We start from the raw sequence: 22,287 nt of genomic DNA on the forward strand, positions 1-22,287 counted from the left end.
CGGCCTTTTAGTTAATATATTAATAATGCTATTTATTTAGCATCTAAGAAGCTTTTTAGTAAGTCTGAGCGAGAAGGGTGACGTAATTTACGTAACGCTTTCGCTTCAATTTGACGAATACGTTCACGTGTTACGTCAAATTGTTTACCTACTTCTTCTAAAGTATGGTCGGTGTTCATGTCGATACCGAAACGCATACGCAGTACTTTAGCTTCACGTGCTGTTAGACCTGCTAATACGTCATTGGTTGCGCCTCGAAGAGATTCCATTGTTGCAGAATCAATTGGCGAATCAATGGTTGTATCTTCAATGAAGTCACCTAAGTGCGAATCTTCATCATCACCGATAGGAGTTTCCATCGAAATTGGCTCTTTAGCGATTTTAAGTACCTTACGAATTTTATCTTCAGGCATTAACATGCGCTCAGCTAACTCTTCTGGGCTCGGCTCACGGCCCATCTCTTGTAACATTTGACGAGAGATACGATTTAACTTGTTGATCGTCTCAATCATGTGCACAGGAATACGGATGGTACGCGCTTGGTCAGCAATTGAACGCGTAATTGCTTGACGGATCCACCATGTTGCATAAGTAGAGAACTTATAACCACGGCGATATTCGAACTTATCAACCGCTTTCATTAGACCAATGTTACCCTCTTGGATAAGGTCTAAGAATTGTAAACCACGGTTGGTGTATTTTTTAGCAATTGAAATTACAAGACGTAAGTTGGCTTCAACCATTTCTTTCTTTGCACGGCGCGCTTTAGCTTCACCAATGCTCATACGACGGTTGATATCTTTAATACGCTCAATGCTTAAGCCTGTGCTTTCTTCAATTGCAGATAACTTGCTAATACAACGAATTATTTCTGGTTTTACTTCTTCAAGTGCTACTGAGTACTTCTCGTTTGCAGCAATTTCAAGATCAATCCAAGCAGTGTCTGTTTCGTTGTTAGCGAAGTGCTTCACAAAGTTTTTCTTTGGTAGCTTCGCAATTTGTACAGCTTGCTTCATGATAAGACGTTCTTGTACACGAACGCGATCCATCATTTCACGCATGTTGTTTACCATGCGATCAAACTGTTTAGGAACTAGTTTAAATGTTTTAAACAGTTCACCGATTTCAAAAATAGCAGCTTGTGAATCAGGGTGTGAGCGGCCTTTTGCTTCGAATGTATCGCGTGCTTTATTGTAAAGCTCACGCAAATGTTCGAAGTGGACACGTGCTTCTTCAGGATCTGGACCTGTGTCACCATCTGCATCATCATCGCTGTCATCATCGTCGTCGTCGTCGTCATCGTCGTCTTCGTCGTCGAGCTGTTCTTCATTTAGATCTGAACCGATGTGAGTCGCAGAAATTTGTGATTCGTCTTCATTATTAGGATCAAAGAAACCAGAAATAATGTCGCTTAAGCGCATTTCTTCTGCTTCAAACTTGTCCCATTGCTCGAGTAGATATGTAATTGCTTCAGGGTATTCAGCAACAGAAATCTGAACTTGGTTGATACCTTCTTCAATACGCTTGGCGATAACAATTTCGCCTTCACGTGTAAGTAGCTCAACAGTACCCATTTCGCGCATGTACATACGCACAGGGTCAGTCGTTCGACCGATCTCTTTTTCTACAGTCGCAAGTGCAGCGGCTGCGGCTTCTGCTGCGTCTTCGTCTGTCGTTGTTTCTTGCATCATTAATTCATCGGCATCAGGCGCGTTTTCACTTACCTTGATACCCATATCATTAATCATGCTAATGATATCTTCTACCTGATCTGAGTCGATAATGTCTTGTGGAAGGTGATCATTAACTTCTGCAAAAGTTAAATAACCTTGCTCTTTACCTTTTTGAATCAGAAGCTTTAATTGTGACTGAGGAGTTGGATCCATAGAGATTTTTTCTTCCACTCTGAAAGTTGATACAACAGGCGCCAGCTCGCTTAAAAAATAAGCGACACGAAAACTAACTAGACGCAGTGAATAGCACAGTATAACAGCTTTATTCAATTCTGACTAGCTGTTGCTGCCTTTTAACGCTTGCGTCAGTAAGTGGCATTCTAGCCGTTCTTCGCTGCTTAAGCCTTGGGTCTTGTCTTTTATTAATAGGGTCTCTAGTCGATAATTTAAACACTGGTCTTCAATAAATTTAAAAGTATTTTTGAAAACTGTCTCTAAACGATCGTCATTTATTTGATGCTGCCAAGTTGCTAATTTCACTAATGCATCATATTCAGCGCTATCTCGGAACGATTCTAAGATTTGCGCGGTTGTAATACCATGTCGTTCAAGTGCTAAATGCTGTATCCGTAAAAATAGCTCAATGCCGGCAATTTTCATTTCAGCAAGTTCAGGCATGTAAGCGATGCTCGTTGCTAGATTCGGATGCTGCAATAAAATACCTATAGCTTGACGCATCGGCGTTATTTTAAATTTACGCTCAATTGCATGTTGCTGCTTCGGGGTTTTAACCCGATTACTCAATTGCTCTCGTGTACGACCAATTAATCGGCCTAAATGTTCCAGTATATTTTCTTGGTAAAATTCACTCGGTATTTTTTCGATTAAAGGTAAGGCATCACTGAGTAACTTTGCTTTGCCAGCGTCTTTCGTTAGGTCAATCTCTTGGCTTAGCTTGCTGAACAACACTTTGCTGAAATCATCGGCCTCTGCTAGGCGTGCTTCGAATGCCTCTTTTCCTTCTTTTTGTACCAATGAGTCGGGGTCTTCACCGTCAGGTAAAAAGACAAATTGAAGTGATTTGCCATCAGCTAGATAAGGTAGGGCATTTTCGAGTGCGCGCCATGCTGCATCACGACCCGCTCTATCACCATCATAGCAGCATATCACTTTATCAGTGGTTCTAAACAAGGTGTGCATGTGCTCAGCTGTGGTTGCTGTGCCAAGTGCTGCTACAGCGTATTCAATGCCTTGCTCTGCTAAGGCAACCACATCCATATACCCTTCAACAATTAAAATATGTTCAAGTTTCTTATGTGCTTGTTTCGCTTCGTATAAACCATAAAGCTCAAAACCTTTGTGGAAAATACGTGTCTCAGGAGAGTTAAGGTATTTTGGGCCTTGATCGGCTTGCATCACGCGACCACCAAAGGCAATAACCCGGCCTCGCTTATCACGAATAGGAAACATGAGCCGATCACGAAAAAAGTCAAATTGGCGACCCGGCGACTTTTCAGACGCGAGTTTTAGCTCAATTAATTGCTCTTTTTGCTCTTTATTTCGGCCTAATTGCTGGCACAGTGCTTCCCATTCACTTGGCGCATAACCAATCATGAACTTTTTAGCAGTTTCACCGCTTAGGCCACGGCCTTTTATGTAATCAATTACCGCTTTTGAGTTGCTATGGTGTTTTAATTGGTGCTGATAAAAACGGGCGGCATGAAGCATTAAATCGTAATCGGAACGTTTTTGCTCGGCGGTACGCTGTGGACCTGAACTAGTGCCTTGCTCACGTGGTACGTCTAAATTTAGAATACTAGCCAGCTCTTCAATAGCATCAACAAACTCTAATTTGTCGTATTCCATGACAAACGAAATGGCATTACCATTCGCTCCGCAACCAAAGCAGTGGTAAAACTGTTTATCTTGAGAAACAGTAAATGACGGGGTTTTTTCGTTGTGAAAAGGGCAACATGCTTGGTAGTCTTTCCCGGCTTTTTTTAGGCCAACTTTTGAATCAATTAGCTCAACAATATCTGTTCGTGCGAGCAAATCATCAATAAATTGTCGAGGGATTTTTCCGGCCATAGCTGTTGTTTTTCCTGCGCTATTTTTGCGTTCTAAAGTGAGATTTGAACACAATTACTCTCTTTATGAAAGACTAAAAACAAGAAACCGAGCACTAGGCTCGGTTTGCTTGAATCATACGTCTGTATGTGGGGGTTAGGCAGTTAATCGTTGCTTGATTAAGCCAGAAATCTTACCTAAATCGGCACGACCTTCGGCTTTGCTTTTGATTACTCCCATTACCTTACCCATGTCTTGCATACCTGCTGCGTTTGTATCAGCAATAGCCGAGTCAATAAGAGCAATGATTTCTTCTTCACTCAATTGTTGAGGTAAGAATTCTTCAAGAGCTTTAATCTCATTGGCTTCAATTTCTGCTAAATCTTCACGACCCGCATCAATATACTGGGTGTAAGAGTCGCGACGTTGTTTTACAAGCTTCACTAAAACAGCGGTAATTCCGTCGTCGTCTAGCGTGATTTGCTCGTCAATTTCACGTTGCTTGATTGCAGCAAGTACCATGCGGATTGGCTTAAGACGGTCTTTGTCTTTTGCTCTCATCGCATCTTTTTGCGCATCTTTTAGCGTTAATAAAAGGCTCATTTATACAAGACCAAATACTGATTAGTATAATTTAACGCGACGTGCGTTATCGCGAGAAAGCTTCTTCATGTGACGCTTTACTGCAGCAGCTTTTTTACGCTTACGCTCAGCTGTTGGCTTTTCATAGTGCTCGCGACGACGAACTTCTGAAAGGATACCTGCTTTTTCACATGAACGCTTGAAGCGACGAAGTGCTACGTCAAACGGTTCGTTCTCTCTTACTTTAATTACTGGCATTAAAAATTCACCTACCTAAATAATGAGCGTTGCTCAAGTTGATCGAATAACGATCAAGTGGTTCAAAAATGGTGCGGTATTGTAATCCGAAGCAACACCACATGTAAAGAATAATATTAACAGAAACTGAGGCGGCTAAACAGTATTAATTTAGCTCTCGTTGATACAAACGACAAATTACCTGCCCTGCAGATTTCTCCTTTAAAAGCAGCCAGTTATCTGGGGGAGTGAAGCTGCTTAGCTCACTTTCAACTTCCACATAAATCAACGCTTGCTCAGTTAACCATTGATTTGATTCGAGTAATAAACAACTTTTTTCAGCTAAATTTTGTCGGAATGGCGGATCAACAAAAACAAGATCAAACTGCTCATCTAGCGAATTATTTGCCAATAATGCGAGGCTATCGCCCTGTTTAATTGTGGCATTTTCAAGTTTGAGGGTGCTTATATTTTGTATAAGTTGAGATGCAGCACTTTTATCAAGCTCAAAAAATACAGCACGTTTAGCAAAGCGTGACAACGCTTCGAATCCTAACCCGCCAGAACCTGCGAAGCAGTCAAGGACCGCTGCATCACGCGTATCTTGCATTAACCAGTTAAACACGGTTTCCTTAATGCGATCAGTCGTTGGACGTAAACCTTGTACATCTTTAACAGGAAGTTTTCTGCCACGAAATTGTCCGCTAATAATACGGATAAAGCCATTTGCTGATTTATTATTGCTAGCGTTTACTTGGCGGTTAGCTGTTGATTTTTTTCTCATTTAACTCACTAATTATTGGTAACTGACCCCCAGCTCAGATAATATTGCAAGCAATAGCTGGTGTGTCATTTTTCTACTGCGCTAAAAATGGTAGTATTGCGACCTTAGCGATAGATGGTACCCGTTTCGGTTTGGCTGAGCATAGCTGAACTATCACCAAACTATTATTCATGTAAGTTTATCAGATTTTTATAAGTGGTTATTAGCAAGTATGGCAAAAAAAAGTAAATTCTTGTCTTGGTTTGGTTTTGGCAAATCAGAAAAACAACAAGCAGAGCAAACAGCAAATGAGGCTGATAACCAAAAGCAATTAGAAGAACAACAGTGTATTGAAGCTGAAAAAGCGCAAGCGGCGAGCTTAGAGCAGGAACGTATTGCAGCAGAAAAAGCTGAAGCCGAGCGTGTAGAACAAGAACGCATTGCAGCAGAAAAGGCTGAAGCTGAACGTATCGCAGCAGAACAGCAAGCAGCAGAGCAACGTCGTCAAGAACAACAAGCGCGTCTTGCAGAGCAAGAAGCGGCCATGAAGTTAGAACAAGAACGTATTGCAGCGGAACAGGCACAAGCTGAGCGCATAGAGCAGGAACGCGCTGCGGCAGAAAAGGCTGAAGCTGAACGTATCGCTGCAGAACAGCAAGCAGCAGAGCAACGTCGTCAAGAACAACAAGCGCGTTTTGCAGAGCAAGAAGCGGCCATGAAGTTAGAGCAAGAGCGTATTGCAGCTGAACAGGCGCAGCGTGAAGCAGAGCAAATTGCAGCACAAAAAGCTGAAGCCGAACGTGTAGAACAAGCACGCGTTGCAGCAGAAAAAGCAGAGGCCGAACGTGTAGAGCAAGCACGTGTTGCAGCCGAGAAAGCTGAAGCCGAACGTGTAGAACAAGCACGCATTGCAGCAGAGAAGGCACAAGCCGAACGTGTAGAACAAGAACGCGTTGCAGCCGAAAAAGCTGAAGCTGAACGTGTAGAACAAGCACGCATTGCAGCCGAAAAAGCTGAAGCTGAACGTGTAGAACAAGCACGCATTGCAGCAGAAAAAGCTGAAGCTGAACGTTTAGAGCAAGAGCGTATTGCAGCCGAAAAAGCTGAAGCTGAACGTTTAGAACAGGAACGTATTGCAGCAGAAAAAGCTGAAGCTGAACGTGTAGAACAGGAACGTATTGCAGCAGAAAAAGCAGAAGCTGAGCGTGTAGAACAGGAACGTATTGCAGCAGAAAAAGCAGAAGCTGAGCGTATAGAACAAGCTCGTATTGAAAAAGAAAAAACAGAGCAAGTTACTGATAAACCGAAAAAGGAAGGCTTTTTTGCCCGCCTTAAAAAAGGCTTATTAAAAACTCGCGTTAATATTGGCTCGGGCTTTGCCTCTATTTTTAGTGGTAAAAAAATTGATGATGAGCTATTCGAAGAGTTAGAAACACAGCTATTAACGGCTGATTTAGGTGTCGATACAACCATGAAGTTGATTGATAACCTAACAGATGCAGCCGATCGAAAACAACTTAAAGATGGCGATGCACTTTACGAGCTAATGAAGCAAGAAATGGCCGCAATGTTAAAGACAGCTGAGCAGCCATTAACTGTGCCAGAAAATAAAAAACCGTTTGTTATTTTAATGGTGGGTGTAAATGGGGTGGGTAAAACCACGACCATTGGTAAGCTTGCTAAGCAATTCCAAAATGAAGGCAAATCAGTCATGCTGGCTGCGGGGGATACTTTCCGTGCCGCCGCGGTTGAGCAATTACAAGTGTGGGGCGAGCGTAACAGTATACCTGTTATTGCACAGCATACTGGTGCAGACAGTGCATCGGTTGTGTTTGATGCCTTTCAAGCGGCGAAAGCTCGTAATGTAGACGTATTAATCGCGGATACAGCAGGGCGCTTGCAAAATAAAGATAACCTCATGCAAGAGCTTGAAAAAATAGCGCGTGTAATGAAGAAAATCGACCCAGATGCGCCGCATGAAGTCATGCTAACAATTGATGCGGGCACGGGGCAGAATGCTATTAGCCAAGTAAAACTATTTAATGAATGTGTTGGCTTAACGGGTATTACCTTGTCTAAACTGGATGGGACAGCAAAAGGGGGGGTTATCTTTGCTGTGGCAGATAAGTTTAATATTCCAATTCGTTACATAGGCGTTGGCGAGGGAATCGACGACCTGCGTACTTTTAATAGTAATGACTTCATTGATGCGTTGTTTAGCCAAGATGAGGACGACGTATAATTCATAAAAAAGGGAGCATGCTCCCTTTTCAGCTGCAAGATGATTGATAACTAAAATGATAAATTTTCAGCAAGTCAGTAAAACATACCCCGGCGGTCACCGTGCGCTGGAAAAAGTCAGTTTTCATATTAAGTCAGGCGAGTTGGCTTTTTTAACTGGGCATAGTGGCGCAGGTAAAAGTACATTATTAAAGCTGATTAGTTTGATGGAACGTCCATCGGCTGGCAAAGTACTAATTAATGATATTGATTTAAATGCTGTTAAGTCTCGTCAAATTCCTTATGTACGCCGTGATATAGGGATTATTTTTCAAAACCATCGTTTGTTAGAACGCTATTCGGTATTTGATAATGTCGCTTTGCCGTTGATTATTGAAGGCACACACCATAAACAAATTGCAAAGCGTGTGCATGGTGCGCTTGATAAAGTGGGCTTACTTGATAAAGCCAAATGTAACCCTGCGACTTTATCTGGAGGCGAGCAACAACGTGTGGGAATTGCGAGGGCTATCGTAAATTCACCGCCTATTTTGTTAGCTGATGAACCGACCGGTAATTTAGACCCCGAACTTTCAATGGATATTTTACGCTTATTCGAAGACTTTAATAATCATGGTACGACGGTGTTAATTGCCACCCATGATATTGGTTTAATTGCACGGATGCGCTATCGCAGCCTAACCCTTAAAGATGGACGTATGATCCAGGATCCATTAGCTGAGGGAGCGCTATGAGCCTATTATTTAAAAGTAGAGCCAGTCACAATGATCGTCAGCAGAAATCAATTCTAGCGGCGCCGTATTTCTTTTTTATTAACTTAATCCGTCAAGGTGTGCATAGCTTAGGTGAAATGTGGCGCACGCCACTTGCCTCCTTGATGACTATTGCGGTATTAGGGCTAAGCTTAACGTTACCAGCGACCTTGTATTTAGTCGTGAAAAATGTGTCTCAGGTAAGCAGCGGGTTTGAAGATGCCGCTGAAATTTCGTTGTTTGTTAAAGAGTCTATGACAGAGCAACAAACACAAACATTAGTCAAACGTTTAGCGCTTTACCCTGAAATCGATAAGGTTGAGTTTATTTCTAAAGCAGATGCGCTTGTTGAATTTAAGCAGGTGTCAGGATTTGGACAAGCATTAGAATACTTAGATGCGAATCCACTGCCCGATGTTGTTATTGTGACACCGACGGCACGGTATCGTCAGCCAAATGCTGCTGAACAGTTACTCAAAAAACTTGAAGATGAGCGTGAAGTTGATTTTGGTAAACTGGATATTGCATGGCTTGAGCGCTTAAACGCACTGTTAAGCTTATTAAAAGAGAGCGTCATTACCATTGCTTTACTATTATTAACCTCGGTGACTTTGATCATTGGAAACACGATTCGTTTATCTATCATGGATAAAAAGGAAGAGATCCAAGTTATGAAGTTAGTGGGGGCAACCAATGCATTTATACATGCGCCATTTTTATGGACGGGTATTTGGTATGGCATTATCGGTGGACTATTTTCATTTATTTGTGTTGCTTTGATGATGTGGTGGCTAGGTGCAGCGGTGAGCGAAGTCGCGGGAGTTTATGGCAGCCGTTTTAATTTAATCGGTTTGACGTTATCTGAATTTGCCATTTTAGTTGCACTTGCAACGGGGCTTGGTTTTGTCGGCTCGTATTTGTCTGTAAATAGATATATAAAAGAAATAGAACCCGATAAAGTATAACAATAAAGTGTAACAATTCGTTGTTACACTGCTTTATTAGCACTAAATAAAAGCAGTAATAAATTTATCGCTCTTTCAATTAAAGCTAGAATTCACCGCATATTCAGCGTGTTAGCGTAGACTAAAAATAGATACAAAAACCACTTGATTTGAGCTTTAAAAAAGTTTTTAATTGAAGTTAGCACTCTCGCTTAAAGAGTGCTAAGATGGTTTCAAATGTTTATCACTGAGGTGAAAAATGAGTAAAGATTTATACGCAATGGCACTTACTGCAGGTCAACAAAGCGCGAGTATGGACGGCTATCTTCAAGCTGTCAGTACGATTCCAATGCTTGATGCCGAGCATGAAAAGCAGTTAGCGACACGTCTTCAGGAAGAAGGTGATCTTGATGCTGCGAAGCAACTCATTATGTCGCACCTTCGTTTTGTAGCTCACATTGCAAAAAGCTATTCAGGGTATGGTTTACCGCAAGCTGATTTAATTCAGGAAGGTAACATCGGTCTAATGAAGGCTGTAAAACGCTTTGACCCGAGCGTCGGCGTACGCTTAGTTTCATTCGCTGTACATTGGATTAAAGCGGAAATTCATGAATACGTACTAAAAAACTGGCGTATCGTGAAAGTTGCAACGACAAAAGCGCAACGTAAACTATTCTTCAATCTACGTAAAAACAAAAAACGTTTAGGTTGGTTTAACCAAGCCGAGGTTAGCACTGTTGCTAACGAGCTAGGGGTTAGTGAAAAAGAAGTACGTGAGATGGAATCGCGTATGAGTGGCCAAGATATGGGCTTTGATTTAACGGGTGACGACAATGACGATGCACCTACAAGCACCTACTCGCCAGTACAATATTTAACTGATGGCAGTGCTGACCTTGCTGACGATATTGAAGAGCAGCAATGGCAAGAACAGTCGCATGCACGTTTATTTAGTGCATTAAAAACACTTGATGAACGCTCGCAAGATATCGTAAGTGCTCGTTGGTTAGCTGATGATAAAGCAACACTGCAAGAGCTTGCTGAAAAGTATAACGTGTCAGCAGAGCGTGTTCGCCAGCTAGAAAAAACAGCGATGAAAAAACTGCAAACAGCCATGAGCTAATGGAGTCACGAGCTAATTAAGAGCTCGGACTTCAGAGTTATCTCTACTATAAAGCCTCGCAAATGCGGGGTTTTCTGTTTTAAGGATACAGTATGCCAGATACTGATTACCAACACGTACTTAATGAAATTACCAAAGAAGTTCAGCCATTATTGAGTCAAGGCAAAGTGGCAGACTACATTCCTGCACTTGCGGATGTTGAACCAAACCAATTTGCAATTGCTATTCATACTGTCGATGGTCACACTTTTTGCGCTGGTGATTGCCGTGCTCGCTTTACCATTCAGTCTGTGTCTAAAGTGATGACATTAACGCTTGCACTGCAGCGTTATGGTGATGAACTTTGGCAACGCGTGGGCAAAGAGCCTTCTGGTACTGCATTTAACTCGCTCACTCAGCTAGAGTTTGAGCAGGGTATTCCCCGAAACCCGTTTATTAATGCTGGAGCCATCGTGACTTGCGATGCCTTATACAGCCGACTTTCAGCGCCAATGCACTCGATGCTTGAATCTTTTCGTCAACTGTCAGGCAATCCATCGGTTGTGATAGATAAAAAAGTTGCTAATTCAGAGTATGAGTTTCGTCATCGCAATGCCGCTATGGCACACTTAATGAAATCATTTGGTAATTTTAATAATGAAGTCGATGATGTTTTGTGGGCTTATTTTAATTTTTGTGCCATTGAGCTTAACTGTGTGGAGCTCGCTAAAGCGTATAATTATCTTGCAAACCAAGGCAAAGACACTCGGGGTAATAAAGTACTGAGTACAAGACAAAATAAGCAGCTTAATTCGTTGCTGTTTACCAGTGGTTTATATGATGCGGCGGGAGATTTTGGTTACCGTGTTGGGATGCCCGGAAAATCAGGGGTATCGGGCACAATATTAGCCGTTTTACCTAATCAGTTTACAGTTGCTGTGTGGGCACCACGTTTAAACTCATACGGTAACTCAGTGGCTGGGATAGCCGCCCTTGAGCGTTTATCCCAGAAACTGGATATTTCGATTTTTTAATGAGTATTACTGATCCCAGTATACTTGTTCTAAACAATCTTCACGTTCAGGTAAACCACGCGATAGACGCGGAGAGTGCTGTACGAGAACTTCATAACTCGCACGGTTGGCATACTTGCTAATTTGCGCCAGTGATGAGTAAGTCATCGCTGGTTGCTGGTGTTTCGCCGAATTAGCAACATTAAGCTTGTGGTACACATTTGCAGATAAATCATGTAGCACAGCAGCGAGTGCACAATCACCCGCGCCATTGGTGTTTTTAATGCTATCAGGGCCGCCCATGAATGGGGCAGTGTGGCTGTATGCACGGATTGGGTTTTGACAATCGTCTTTTCTCATTGCACGCGAAAATTCATAGCGATTAAAGTCAGCGATAGCGCCTGGTAGCAGCGGGTACTCTGTTTCGCGTTTAAATTGCTCGTCAACATAACCGGCCATAAACAAGCCTTTTTCACCTGCAGTACAAATCACTAAGTCGGTCCAATCAAGTGCTTTATCTGCCGCAAGAAGTGGGTCTTCGAAGCCTGTAATCGCAAGGCCTTCTTCTTCATTCATTGCTAAGATATCGACATGCTTTTTAACAAAGTCGGCCCACCATAAAGGGTCTTGCTCAATTAAGAATTTAGTGCCTAGAGTCAATACCACTGGCACGTCTGCATCATTGGCATATTTAACTGCCTGCATGGTTGCTTCAGTCATGGTTTCATCACCTTGGGTACGCATTAAGTATGCGCTGATCACAAGTGCTGATGAATTTTCAATTAACTCTTTATCAATTGATTCAGGACGTAGATGATTCATTAAACCTGCGCTTATCGCGAAGGTGCGCTCACCAGTTTCATCAATCAGTGTAAAACAGCGACCAATTGGGCCATCAACAGGTTGTAAATAATCTAGATCAACCCGGCTTGATGTATTACATAAAAAACGGTACGCATAGCTGCCAATTTTAATGTTTTCACTCATTACACCTAACAACACAGAGCGATCATCAGCAAGTGTTGAGTAGTTATGCATCGTGTTACCGATGGTGCCACCTGCGAACTCGTAATCGATCATATCGTCAAGCTTTAGGCGGTCATATAATGCATTGGTAATGTCGCTATCAATTACCTGTGACATGCCACGGCGCAATTGAAATTCATCGAGGAAAGCTTGATCAACTTTCGCTTCAATATCGACAACTATTTGATCGATACCCGTTATATAACTACGTTGTAGCCGCTCGGTTGAGTTCAGTTGATTTGTTAGTGGATCTTTGGCTTCCACTGGAAAATAATGTTTATGCCTGCGGCGTCCAGGAAATTTCATTTGCTACCCGTGTATTGATATCAATTGCAAAGTGTAAATCAACAAATTTACCTAGTTGAATTGCTATTAGCTAAATAAAAAAAGCGCGAGATTATAGCGCAATATAGGTTCATTGAGCCATGATAAAGCCATTAAAATTTACTTTAATTTTTTAGTGTAGTCTTAATTATCGCCCTTTTTATCGACTAACTAGGTATAATTACAGGCAGTTTACAAGTTTTGTGTGATTTATGAGCGAACAATATAGCGACGAATACTGGATGAAAAAAGCCCTCGCTTATGCAAATGAGGCGGGAAACATTAATGAAATTCCTGTGGGGGCGGTATTAGTCAAAGACAATCAATTAATAGCGTATGGGTATAATCGCTCAATTACTGATAACGACCCTTCTGCTCATGCCGAAATGATGGCTATTCGTGAAGCAGGTAAGGCACTTAATAATTATCGGCTTATTGATTGCACTTTATATGTCACTTTAGAGCCTTGCTCTATGTGTGCAGGGCTATTAGTTCATAGCCGAATTAAGCGTCTGGTATTCGGCGCAAAAGACGCTAAAACAGGATCGGCTGGGTCTATTATGAACTTACTGCAAGAACCGCGTCTTAATCATCAGGTTGAAGTAACCGGTGAGATAATGGCTGAGCAATGTGGGGCTGTAATTTCGGCATTTTTTAAACGCCGCAGAGAAGAGAAAAAAGCGGCTAAACTCGCTGCTCGCAACGCCTAGTTAAACAACTGGCGTTGCAGGAGTTTCCTGTGCTTCCATTAATTGCATCGCGAATAAACGACGACGCCAAATAACTTTTTTGTGGGTATTGCGTAACATAATACGACGGCGAGTCGCTGTCGAATAGATAACATTCCGTTTGAACTTATGTGTGGTACGTCTTCTTTTTAACATGTGTGCTCCTTAAGTGAGAGTAAAGCATGACATTGTCCATTCCATCAATACTAGAAGATAATGATCATTTGATGACAAGTAAACAGGTTTCTCTGGCTTTAGGCTAGTTGTTATCTGGCTTTTGCTGTTCAGAGCTGGTTTGTTGTTGAGTGTCAGCTGGTTGAGCCGTATTTTCATCTAACTCAGGCGAAATGACGGGTTGTTCTTCAATGTTTTCTTCGGTGCTTGGATTGGCAATCGCATCATTTTCATCCAACCAAACCAAAGCATCGTAGTAACGGCGAATATTATCAACATACTTCACGGCAACATCGCCACGCGCGTAACCGTATTTAGTTTGACGATAATAACGCTTTTTAATGAGCAGCGGTAAGCGTTTTTTTACATCAGCCCATTTATCAGGGCTCGCGCCTTCTTGTTCTGTGATAATTCTCGCATCATTTACATGCCCCCACCCGACATTGTAAGAGGCTAATGCAAACCAAGTACGATCAGGCTGTGGGATGCGTTCTGGGATCCATGAAATGAGTTGAGCTAAATATTCGGCGCCCCCTTTGATGTTTTGCTCTGGGGCTAAGCGATTTGTTACACCCACTTGTTTCGCAGTCGCTTGTGTAAGCATCATGATACCACGCACTCCGGTGGGCGATTTTGCTTTAGGGTTCCACATCGATTCTTGGTAACTGAGGGCTGCTAACAAGCGCCAATCAATATTGCCTGCATACTGCTCAAACCACGGTTGGTATTTGGGTAAGGTTTCTTTTATGGCCTCAATATATGCCAGTGTATTTACATAATTGAACTGCCTTACATGGCCAAAATACTTTTCTTCGAGGACGTATAACTGATTATTTTGTTTTACCTCGCCGAAAAAAGGCACCATCAAAGCGTATAAAGAATCATCACCATCTTTTCTGAGTAGCCAAGCTATTGGGTCATTTCTTGTTACTGAAAAGCCAATACTCAAATTAGGGTGATAGCGTCTAAACAACGATAACGTGTGTGAATCAGCCAGTGTGTAATCTATTTCATTATCAATCACCGCCTGTAGTAGCTCTTCCTCATCCATGTCTTCTGTTTCGTGCCAAGTTAGATTGGGATGAAGTTGCTTTAGCTGTTGCAGCGCTAAGGAATGGCTGCTTTTGGCGAGTACGGTTAGGTTACCTGTTAAATCTGCAAACTCACGAGGACGAACATGCCCTTGTTTATAAACAAGCTTTTGACTAATTGTGCGGTAAGTCGGGCCGAATCGGTAGTGCTGCGCGCGAATTGTATTGTAGGTAAGACCCGATGCAATCACATCTAAATCGCCACTTTCGAGGCGAGCAAACATGTCGGATAAATTAAAAAATGGCACCATTTCAAGCTCAACACCGACGTAGTCAGCAAACTCTTGCGCCAATTCATATTCGAAACCTTGTACGCCTTGAGGGGCTTGGTAATAATTACTCGCACCCGCTAATGTGCCAATTCTAATTTTATTTTGTGCTTTGATTTGCGCTAATTGCGATGGTTGCTGTTGCATATCACACGCGCACAACATGAGCACTAGGCTAAAAATAGCGAGTAACTTTTGCATAAAAAATAAATGCCCCTTAATACATTACTTTACCGTTATAGCAAAACTTCGTTGCTGCGTCACTTGGCGAATAGTACTAACAAAAATTATGAGCGACCTTATCGTTATTTTATCAACTATAACAAGGGTCTGTATTATGACGACTGGTGAGCCTATCAACGTGAAGATTTATAACAGCTTTCATTGTGTTTAATTCCAACTGAAACTCGCATTTATACGGCGTAATTGATTTTAATAAGGGGGTGACCATTCTTTGCAATCAATACCTTGCCTAAATCGCGTTTAATTCCAACTGAAACTCGCATTTCGAGGTGGTTTGGGTATATAATACGCGCCTAAAATATCGTTCAATCCCTAACCCCGGATGAAAATACCTATGTTGATCCTTCGTGGTGCACCAGCACTTTCCGATTTTAGAGTTCAGAAAATTTTAGCGCGTTGCCAACAGGCGCAACTTCCAGTCACCAATGTTTATGCAGAATTCATGCATTTTGCTGATCTTACTGCTGAGCTTTCAGCTGATGAGCACACTAAACTGGAGAAGCTTCTTACTTATGGTCCAACTATTGCCGAGCATACACCAGCAGGGTCGTTAATTCTTGTAACGCCGCGTCCTGGTACTATTTCGCCTTGGGCATCTAAAGCAACTGACATTGCACACAACTGTGGTTTGAGCCAAGTTCACCGTGTAGAACGTGGTATTGCATATTATGTTGAAGGTCAGTTAAGTGCTGAGCAGCTTGCAGACGTTGCTGCGTTATTGCATGACCGTATGACAGAAGCAACACACGCTGAGATGGCTGATGCTGCTAAGCTGTTCCGTCATGATGAACCACGTCCTATGTCATCAGTTGACATTTTAGGTGGTGGCCGTGAAGCGCTTGCGACAGCTAATGTTGAGCAAGGTTTTGCACTTGCTGATGACGAAATTGATTACCTGGTAGAAAACTTCCAAAAGTTAGGGCGTAATCCGAACGACATCGAATTATTCATGTTTGCACAAGCAAACTCTGAGCACTGTCGTCATAAAATCTTTAATGCTGATTGGACAATTGATGGCATCGAACAGCCAAAATCATTGTTCAAAATGATCAAAAACACCTACGAGCAAAATCCTGAAAACGTACTATCAGCTTATAAAGATAACGCTGCGGTAATGAAAGGCTCGGTAGCGGGTCGCTTCTTCCCGAATAACGAAGGTGAGTACGCGTATCATCAAGAAAACATCGAAATTTTGATGAAAGTTGAAACTCACAACCACCCAACAGCTATTGCGCCATTCTCAGGTGCATCAACAGGCTCTGGTGGTGAAATTCGTGATGAGGGTGCAACAGGCCGTGGTTCTAAACCTAAAGCGGGTTTAGTTGGCTTTACGGTATCTAACTTACGTATTCCTGGTTATGAGCAACCGTGGGAAACTGATTTCGGCAAACCAGGTCGTATCGTTACTGCACTTGATATCATGACAGACGGTCCATTAGGTGGCGCGGCATTTAACAACGAATTTGGTCGTCCTAATCTACTTGGTTATTTCCGTACATACGAAGAAAAAGTATCAAGCCATAATGGTGAAGAAGTACGTGGTTACCACAAACCAATTATGCTTGCCGGTGGTTTAGGTAATATCCGTTCTGAGCATGTTCAAAAAGGTGAAATCCCAGTTGGTGCAAAACTTATTGCACTAGGTGGTCCTGCGATGAACATCGGTCTAGGTGGTGGTGCTGCGTCAAGTATGACATCTGGCCAATCGAATGAAGATCTTGATTTTGCCTCTGTTCAACGTGAAAACCCTGAAATGGAGCGCCGTTGTCAGGAAGTTATCGACAAATGTTGGCAATTAGGTGATGCAAACCCAATCGCTTTCATTCACGATGTGGGTGCGGGTGGTTTATCAAACGCATTCCCTGAGCTGGTAGACGACGGTGGCCGTGGTGGTAAATTCCAACTACGTGATATCCCGAATGATGAGCCGGGTATGGCACCACACGAAATTTGGTGTAACGAATCACAAGAACGCTATGTACTTGCTGTTGCGCCAGAAGATTTCCCACGTTTCGAGGCAATTTGTAAACGTGAACGTGCAGAATTCGCAGTGATTGGTGAAGCCACTGAAGAGCGTCACTTAACGGTTGAAGACAGCCACTTTGGTAATAATCCTGTAGACCTTCCTCTTGATGTATTACTTGGTAAAGCACCAAAAATGCACCGCGAAGTTGAGTCTAAAAAAGCACAGTCGCAGCCATTAGATGTGACGGCAATTGATGCAGCTGATGCAGCACAGCGCTTATTACGCTTACCAACGATTGCAGAAAAAACTTTCTTAATCACCATTGGTGACCGTACGGTAACGGGCTTAGTTGCACGTGACCAAATGGTCGGTCCTTGGCAGGTGCCAGTTGCAAACTGTGCGGTAACAGCTGCGACGTATGATACTTATCACGGTGAAGCAATGTCATTGGGTGAGCGCACGCCAGCTGCACTTCTAAACTATGGTGCGTCTGCACGTTTAGCGGTGGCTGAGTCATTAACTAATATTGCATGTGCTAACATCGGTGGCCTTGATAATATCAAGCTATCTGCAAACTGGATGGCAGCAGCGGGTCACCCAGGTGAAGATGCGGGTCTTTACGAAGCGGTTAAAGCGGTAGGTGAAGAGTTGTGTCCGGCACTTGGTTTAACGATCCCTGTGGGTAAAGACTCTATGTCGATGAAGACACAGTGGGATGAAAACGGTGAACAAAAATCAGTAACAGCTCCATTATCACTGATCATCACTGCATTCGGTCGCGTTGAAGACGTACGTAAAACAGTAACGCCACAGCTTCGCACTGATAAAGGTGAGTCATCGCTATTATTAGTCGATTTAGGTGCGGGTCAAAACCGACTGGGCGCATCAAGCCTAGCACAGGTTTACAAGCAATTAGGTGATGTAACCCCAGACGTTGATAACCCTGCGTTATTAAAAGGTTTCTATGAAGCGATGCAAGCGCTTGTTGCTGATAACAAGTTACTTGCTTACCACGACCGTTCTGATGGTGGTTTATTTACCACAATCGCTGAAATGGCGTTTGCTGGCCACACAGGCGTAACGGTTGACCTTGCAGGCTTAACGGGGTCAGACATCGAAGCACTTTATAACGAAGAACTAGGCGCAGTAATTCAAGTTGCTAACGCAGATTTAGACGCAGTTAAAGCGGTACTTGCTGATCACGGCTTAGCGGCTATTAGCCATGAAATTGGTGCATTAAATGCCGATGACCGTGTGGTATTTACTCGCGGTGATGCAGTCGTGCTTAATCACACACGCACAGAGCTTCGTACAATTTGGGCAGAAACCACTTACCAAATGCAAGCACGTCGTGATAACCCAGAGTGTGCTAAGCAAGAGTTTGATGCAAAATTTGATGCCAAAGACCCAGGTCTAAACGTTAAATTAAACTTCGACTTAAACGAAGACGTAGCTGCACCTTACATTGCAACAGGTGCAAAACCGAAAATGGCTATCTTACGTGAGCAAGGTGTTAACTCTCACTTAGAAATGGCTGCGGCATTTAACCGCGCAGGTTTTGCAGCGGTAGACGTACACATGAGCGACATTCTTGAAGGTCGTTTAACACTTGAGCAGTTTAAAGGCTTAGTGGCATGTGGTGGTTTCTCTTACGGTGACGTATTGGGTGCGGGTGAAGGTTGGGCTAAGTCAATCTTATTTAACGAGATGGCTCGCGAGCAGTTCCAAAGCTTCTTCCACCGCGAAGATACATTCAGCTTAGGTGTGTGTAATGGCTGTCAAATGCTTTCAACATTGAAAGAGTTGATCCCCGGCACAGAGCACTGGCCACGTTTTGTAACCAATAAGTCAGAGCGTTTTGAAGCACGTTTTAGCCTTGTAGAAGTACAAGAAAACCCATCGGTATTCTTTAATGGTATGGCGGGTTCTCGTATGCCAATCGCTGTTTCTCACGGTGAAGGTCATGCTGAGTTTGCTAACAGCGATGCAGTAAAAGCCGCGCTTGAGTCAGGCACTGTGGCTGTGAAGTTTGTTGATAACTACGGTAACCCAACAACGCAATACCCAGCTAACCCGAACGGTTCGCCAGAGGGTATCACAGGTATTACGTCTACAGATGGCCGTGCAACGGTTATGATGCCTCACCCTGAGCGTGTATTCCGTACAGTAGCGAACTCATGGCACCCTGATGAGTGGACAGAAGACAGCCCGTGGATGCGTATGTTCCGCAACGCACGCAAAAACGTGGGGTAGAGTTTAAGTAATCTACTTAGGTTCATATAAACCGGTTAAACTAAAAAGGCTGCACTATTAAGTGCAGCCTTTTTGTTTATAATGGGTTGAGAAGCGAGAAGCGAGAAGCGAGAAGCGAGAAGCGAGAAGCGAGAAGCGAGAAGCGAGAAGCGAGAAGCGAGAGCAAAGGCAAGGAGAGTTTTTTGAAGTTTAAACGTGCTATTACAGGCTTGTTAGGTTTAGTGCTCGGGGTTTTTCTGCTTGCCTATATTTTTAGATTACCACTGACCTCATGGTACTTAACGCCTGTGCTGAGTGCTAATGGCATTGAGCTGCATTGTATTGATTGGTCATTAACAAGAAAGCTTGATTTAAAGGTCGAAAAGCTGTGTTTGAGTTATCAAGGTCAGCAATTAGAAGTTGCGGGTATACGTGCTAATAAGCAGCAAATTATCATTTCTCGTGCCAACCTTACGATCAATAGCCCCTTATCAAAAAGCGACAATCAGCGTACAGAATTAAAAAAACTTGCTTTAGACCTTCCAAAGCAAAGACCGCTTATAAATATTGAGCAGCTTGATATTTCGTCGGGTTTTAGCGCCGAGCCGGTTAGAGTTACCGTGCAAGAAAATCGCTTAAATCACTTTACAGTCAGCCGTGATATTAATGCGGATGTCACGGTTACTGGTGGTGAGATAGTCACCAATATAATGCTTAATGATGAACTTGCCGGAAGGTTTATTGCGCTGCCAAAAAATGCCCATTTTTCGACTGACTTACAGATTAAGTTCGATGGCATAACACTCAATGTGGCCAGCTCAGTTACTGCCGATTATCAACATGAACATCAGTATCAGCAAAATAAGCAAAGCATTGAACACTGTGATTTTAGCGCACAGAGCCGTGGCCAAGTAACGGCTGAATTTCAGCTCAATCAACAACAGCTCACTGCTGATTTGAGTGGTTTAAAGAGTCAAGTCGTTGTTTCACCTATTTGTTTAGATAAAATCGAACAGCAGCAATACCAAGAGTTTGCACGAGCACACACCCCCCTTACTTGGCATGTGCAGTTTACACAACCCATTGCGCTGCAACAAAAGCAGCTTTCTTTACCCGAGTTGGAACTGACTTCGAGTAATAAACAAGGCCAATTGGTGTTTAAAAATACCCAATTAGCGCTAGATGCTCCCCTTAAAACGCTTTACTCACACGCTGTAGTAAATTTCACCAGTGACGAGATAGATAAGCTAATGTTGAAGGCTCGTATTGAAGCAGGGCGCGTTAACTCTGAATTTCAACTTTCAATGGCATCACTGCCTGATTTTATTGATGTACTAGCGGATGGCGTGAGTATCAAAGGTGAAGTAGAGCTTGAGAATATACTTACTCGTCCTATAGCGGGTAATCTCAATGCTGATATATCCGTTAAAAGAGCTCAAGTTTTTGATGCGAAAGTGACTGATTTAAAAACTAAAATAAACGTGCATCTCAGTGATTCACAGAACGTAACAGCGAAACTCAATAGTGCTATAAAGTCAGCGACCTATTCAGATATGCAGATGTCGGGACTAACAAATGAGCTCACAGTGAAGAGTGATTTAAGTGTGGGAGAGTTATTTGCTGATATTAGCGCGACCAGTAAATTAGCTAAGCTAGTGACTCCTAAACTGACATTAACGAATTTGTCTGTGGTGTCAAATGCAACCCAAAGTCGCGCATTACAGGCAACGCACCATGTTTTTGTCGACGGTATTGAAGCGCTGATAACACATCATATGTCTAAGGTTGCTCATCCATTTGAGTTGGTGATACCTGAACAAGCTATGTCAAAACTCAACCCTATTTTAAAGCAGTTTGAGCCATTAGCGACGTTAACCGATGGCGTTATCTCGGGCCTTATAAAAGGTGACGTAAACTTACTGCAGGCAAGCGGGGATATTCGCATTGCTAAGCTCAGTGCGCTTTATAATGATTATCTCGCTAATGATTTTAACGTTGAGGTGAAGGGAGAGTTTAATTCAGGTCAGCTTAATATTGCCCCAACTAAATTTACACTTAATGAACTGCGTGCAGGTGCTGTGGTTACAAAATTACAAGGCCTATTACAGGTTGACGCAAATAAGCCATGTACATCAAATGTCACTGGTCTTGTGATGGGGGGAGCATTTGTTGTGAATGAATTTTGCCCGCTTGCAACAAGCCAAACTGCAATGATTAAGTTCGAAAACATCGACGCCAGCAAGTTGGTAACGCTGGATGCGGAGTCTGGTATTAGTTTATCTGGGCGCTTAGCAGGGACCTTGCCTGTCATTATAAATGAGCAGGGCATTGCCGTTAAGCAAGGGCAACTGGTTAATCAAGGCGATGGTAAATTATTGATTACTAACAATGCAGGTTTTGAAGCGGTAAAAGCACAGCAACAAGAACTAAGTACCACGCTTAGCTTGTTAGAGAATTTAGATATTAAACAATTAAAAAGCAGTGTTGATCTTAAACCGGATGGGTGGCTGCACTTAGGTGTTAACTTACAAGGCTTTAATGAAAAACAGCAGCAAGCCGTTAATTTTAACTATAATCACGAGGAAAATGTGTTTACGTTATTAAGAGCACTGCGTTTAAGTGATGAGATTACTCAAAAGGTTGAGAAAGAGTATGCAAAAAAAGGAAGCAATAATGGCTAAATGGTTAGTAATGCTAACAGCCGTCGGTTTGTTAAGTGCTTGCACACACCGCGTTGAGGTAGCAGCAAAAGAACCTATTACAATCAACTTAAATGTGAAAGTTGATCACGAAATCCGCGTTAAAGTGGATAAAGAACTCGACACGTTATTCAGTGACGACAGCGAATTATTCTAAGGAG

The 22,287-nt window shown here is 42.7% G+C and carries 17 protein-coding genes; 9 read left to right on the forward strand and 8 right to left on the reverse strand.

Annotated elements, in window-relative coordinates; all coding sequences use genetic code 11:
• Positions 1 to 32 precede the first annotated feature (32 nt).
• The 5 genes from rpoD to rsmD form a co-directional block, all read right to left on the reverse strand.
• A complete protein-coding gene (gene rpoD, locus BWD47_RS12515; protein ID WP_036971019.1) occupies positions 33 to 1,886 on the reverse strand; it encodes an RNA polymerase sigma factor RpoD in 1,854 nt (617 codons plus the stop codon).
• A gap of 123 nt (positions 1,887 to 2,009) precedes the next feature.
• Positions 2,010 to 3,761: a DNA primase gene (dnaG, locus tag BWD47_RS12520; RefSeq protein WP_075594077.1), complete on the reverse strand. Its 1,752-nt coding sequence runs from the start codon at positions 3,759 to 3,761 to the stop codon at positions 2,010 to 2,012.
• Positions 3,762 to 3,896: 135 nt separating this feature from the next.
• On the reverse strand, positions 3,897 to 4,343 hold the full coding sequence (locus BWD47_RS12525; protein ID WP_036971016.1) for a GatB/YqeY domain-containing protein: 447 nt from the start codon (positions 4,341 to 4,343) through the stop codon (positions 3,897 to 3,899).
• Between the two features lie 21 nt (positions 4,344 to 4,364).
• The gene (gene rpsU, locus BWD47_RS12530) at positions 4,365 to 4,580 is read right to left on the reverse strand and encodes a 30S ribosomal protein S21 (protein ID WP_002957797.1); all 216 of its coding nucleotides are present in this window, start codon (positions 4,578 to 4,580) and stop codon (positions 4,365 to 4,367) included.
• A 145-nt stretch (positions 4,581 to 4,725) separates the two neighbouring features.
• Positions 4,726 to 5,343, reverse strand: coding sequence for a 16S rRNA (guanine(966)-N(2))-methyltransferase RsmD (rsmD, locus tag BWD47_RS12535; protein WP_075594078.1), 618 nt, complete (start codon positions 5,341 to 5,343; stop codon positions 4,726 to 4,728).
• Positions 5,344 to 5,554: 211 nt separating this feature from the next.
• Between rsmD and ftsY the strand changes: the two genes are divergently transcribed.
• The 5 genes from ftsY to glsB all read left to right on the forward strand — a co-directional run bounded on the left by ftsY (position 5,555) and on the right by glsB (position 11,395).
• On the forward strand, positions 5,555 to 7,564 hold the full coding sequence (gene ftsY, locus BWD47_RS12540; RefSeq protein WP_075594079.1) for a signal recognition particle-docking protein FtsY: 2,010 nt from the start codon (positions 5,555 to 5,557) through the stop codon (positions 7,562 to 7,564).
• A 55-nt stretch (positions 7,565 to 7,619) separates the two neighbouring features.
• Positions 7,620 to 8,297: a cell division ATP-binding protein FtsE gene (ftsE, locus tag BWD47_RS12545; protein ID WP_075594080.1), complete on the forward strand. Its 678-nt coding sequence runs from the start codon at positions 7,620 to 7,622 to the stop codon at positions 8,295 to 8,297.
• The gene (gene ftsX / locus BWD47_RS12550) at positions 8,294 to 9,280 is read left to right on the forward strand and encodes a permease-like cell division protein FtsX (RefSeq protein WP_065978123.1); all 987 of its coding nucleotides are present in this window, start codon (positions 8,294 to 8,296) and stop codon (positions 9,278 to 9,280) included. The genes ftsE and ftsX overlap by 4 nt, the downstream gene beginning before the upstream one ends.
• Positions 9,281 to 9,518: 238 nt before the next feature.
• Positions 9,519 to 10,382 carry an RNA polymerase sigma factor RpoH gene (rpoH, locus tag BWD47_RS12555; protein WP_036970997.1) on the forward strand — a complete coding sequence of 288 codons (864 nt, stop codon included), beginning with the start codon at positions 9,519 to 9,521 and terminating at the stop codon, positions 10,380 to 10,382.
• Positions 10,383 to 10,474: 92 nt separating this feature from the next.
• Entirely contained in the window at positions 10,475 to 11,395 is a 921-nt protein-coding gene (glsB, locus tag BWD47_RS12560) for a glutaminase B (RefSeq protein ID WP_036970994.1), read from the forward strand.
• Between the two features lie 6 nt (positions 11,396 to 11,401).
• Here glsB and BWD47_RS12565 read toward each other — a convergent pair whose 3' ends face one another.
• Entirely contained in the window at positions 11,402 to 12,706 is a 1,305-nt protein-coding gene (locus BWD47_RS12565) for an inosine/guanosine kinase (RefSeq protein ID WP_075594081.1), read from the reverse strand.
• A 230-nt stretch (positions 12,707 to 12,936) separates the two neighbouring features.
• Between BWD47_RS12565 and tadA the strand changes: the two genes are divergently transcribed.
• Positions 12,937 to 13,434 (forward strand): tRNA adenosine(34) deaminase TadA, encoded by a 498-nt coding sequence (gene tadA, locus BWD47_RS12570; RefSeq protein ID WP_065978122.1) that lies wholly within the window; start codon positions 12,937 to 12,939, stop codon positions 13,432 to 13,434.
• On the opposite strand, the gene BWD47_RS20135 is transcribed toward tadA, so the two are convergent.
• Together BWD47_RS20135 and mltF are read right to left on the reverse strand one after the other, a co-directional pair.
• Positions 13,435 to 13,608 carry a hypothetical protein gene (locus BWD47_RS20135; RefSeq protein WP_162898022.1) on the reverse strand — a complete coding sequence of 58 codons (174 nt, stop codon included), beginning with the start codon at positions 13,606 to 13,608 and terminating at the stop codon, positions 13,435 to 13,437. It abuts the gene before it with no gap.
• A gap of 103 nt (positions 13,609 to 13,711) precedes the next feature.
• Positions 13,712 to 15,187: a membrane-bound lytic murein transglycosylase MltF gene (mltF, locus tag BWD47_RS12575; protein ID WP_036970988.1), complete on the reverse strand. Its 1,476-nt coding sequence runs from the start codon at positions 15,185 to 15,187 to the stop codon at positions 13,712 to 13,714.
• Positions 15,188 to 15,563: 376 nt separating this feature from the next.
• Here mltF and purL point away from each other — a divergent pair, with 376 nt between their 5' ends.
• From purL to BWD47_RS12590, 3 genes are all read left to right on the forward strand, one after another.
• The gene (purL, locus tag BWD47_RS12580) at positions 15,564 to 19,448 is read left to right on the forward strand and encodes a phosphoribosylformylglycinamidine synthase (RefSeq protein WP_075594082.1); all 3,885 of its coding nucleotides are present in this window, start codon (positions 15,564 to 15,566) and stop codon (positions 19,446 to 19,448) included.
• Between the two features lie 182 nt (positions 19,449 to 19,630).
• Entirely contained in the window at positions 19,631 to 22,108 is a 2,478-nt protein-coding gene (locus BWD47_RS12585) for a YdbH domain-containing protein (protein WP_075594083.1), read from the forward strand.
• Entirely contained in the window at positions 22,101 to 22,283 is a 183-nt protein-coding gene (locus tag BWD47_RS12590) for a YnbE family lipoprotein (protein ID WP_036970983.1), read from the forward strand. Before BWD47_RS12585 ends, BWD47_RS12590 begins: the two co-directional genes overlap by 8 nt.
• Positions 22,284 to 22,287: the final 4 nt, after the last annotated feature.

Origin of the sequence: Pseudoalteromonas sp. PAB 2.2 (assembly GCF_001938575.1) — a bacterium.
In the GTDB taxonomy this organism is placed as follows: domain Bacteria; phylum Pseudomonadota; class Gammaproteobacteria; order Enterobacterales; family Alteromonadaceae; genus Pseudoalteromonas; species Pseudoalteromonas lipolytica.

What these genes read in the sequence shown, in the direction of transcription:
- rpoD (WP_036971019.1), bottom strand. Translation starts at nt 1,886, where the DNA reads ATGGATCCAACTCCTCAGTCACAATTAAAGCTTCTGATTCAAAAAGGT.
- dnaG (WP_075594077.1), bottom strand. Translation starts at nt 3,761, where the DNA reads ATGGCCGGAAAAATCCCTCGACAATTTATTGATGATTTGCTCGCACGA.
- BWD47_RS12525 (WP_036971016.1), bottom strand. Translation starts at nt 4,343, where the DNA reads ATGAGCCTTTTATTAACGCTAAAAGATGCGCAAAAAGATGCGATGAGA.
- rpsU (WP_002957797.1), bottom strand. Translation starts at nt 4,580, where the DNA reads ATGCCAGTAATTAAAGTAAGAGAGAACGAACCGTTTGACGTAGCACTT.
- rsmD (WP_075594078.1), bottom strand. Translation starts at nt 5,343, where the DNA reads ATGAGAAAAAAATCAACAGCTAACCGCCAAGTAAACGCTAGCAATAAT.
- ftsY (WP_075594079.1), top strand. Translation starts at nt 5,555, where the DNA reads ATGGCAAAAAAAAGTAAATTCTTGTCTTGGTTTGGTTTTGGCAAATCA.
- ftsE (WP_075594080.1), top strand. Translation starts at nt 7,620, where the DNA reads ATGATAAATTTTCAGCAAGTCAGTAAAACATACCCCGGCGGTCACCGT.
- ftsX (WP_065978123.1), top strand. Translation starts at nt 8,294, where the DNA reads ATGAGCCTATTATTTAAAAGTAGAGCCAGTCACAATGATCGTCAGCAG.
- rpoH (WP_036970997.1), top strand. Translation starts at nt 9,519, where the DNA reads ATGAGTAAAGATTTATACGCAATGGCACTTACTGCAGGTCAACAAAGC.
- glsB (WP_036970994.1), top strand. Translation starts at nt 10,475, where the DNA reads ATGCCAGATACTGATTACCAACACGTACTTAATGAAATTACCAAAGAA.
- BWD47_RS12565 (WP_075594081.1), bottom strand. Translation starts at nt 12,706, where the DNA reads ATGAAATTTCCTGGACGCCGCAGGCATAAACATTATTTTCCAGTGGAA.
- tadA (WP_065978122.1), top strand. Translation starts at nt 12,937, where the DNA reads ATGAGCGAACAATATAGCGACGAATACTGGATGAAAAAAGCCCTCGCT.
- BWD47_RS20135 (WP_162898022.1), bottom strand. Translation starts at nt 13,608, where the DNA reads ATGTTAAAAAGAAGACGTACCACACATAAGTTCAAACGGAATGTTATC.
- mltF (WP_036970988.1), bottom strand. Translation starts at nt 15,187, where the DNA reads ATGCAAAAGTTACTCGCTATTTTTAGCCTAGTGCTCATGTTGTGCGCG.
- purL (WP_075594082.1), top strand. Translation starts at nt 15,564, where the DNA reads ATGTTGATCCTTCGTGGTGCACCAGCACTTTCCGATTTTAGAGTTCAG.
- BWD47_RS12590 (WP_036970983.1), top strand. Translation starts at nt 22,101, where the DNA reads ATGGCTAAATGGTTAGTAATGCTAACAGCCGTCGGTTTGTTAAGTGCT.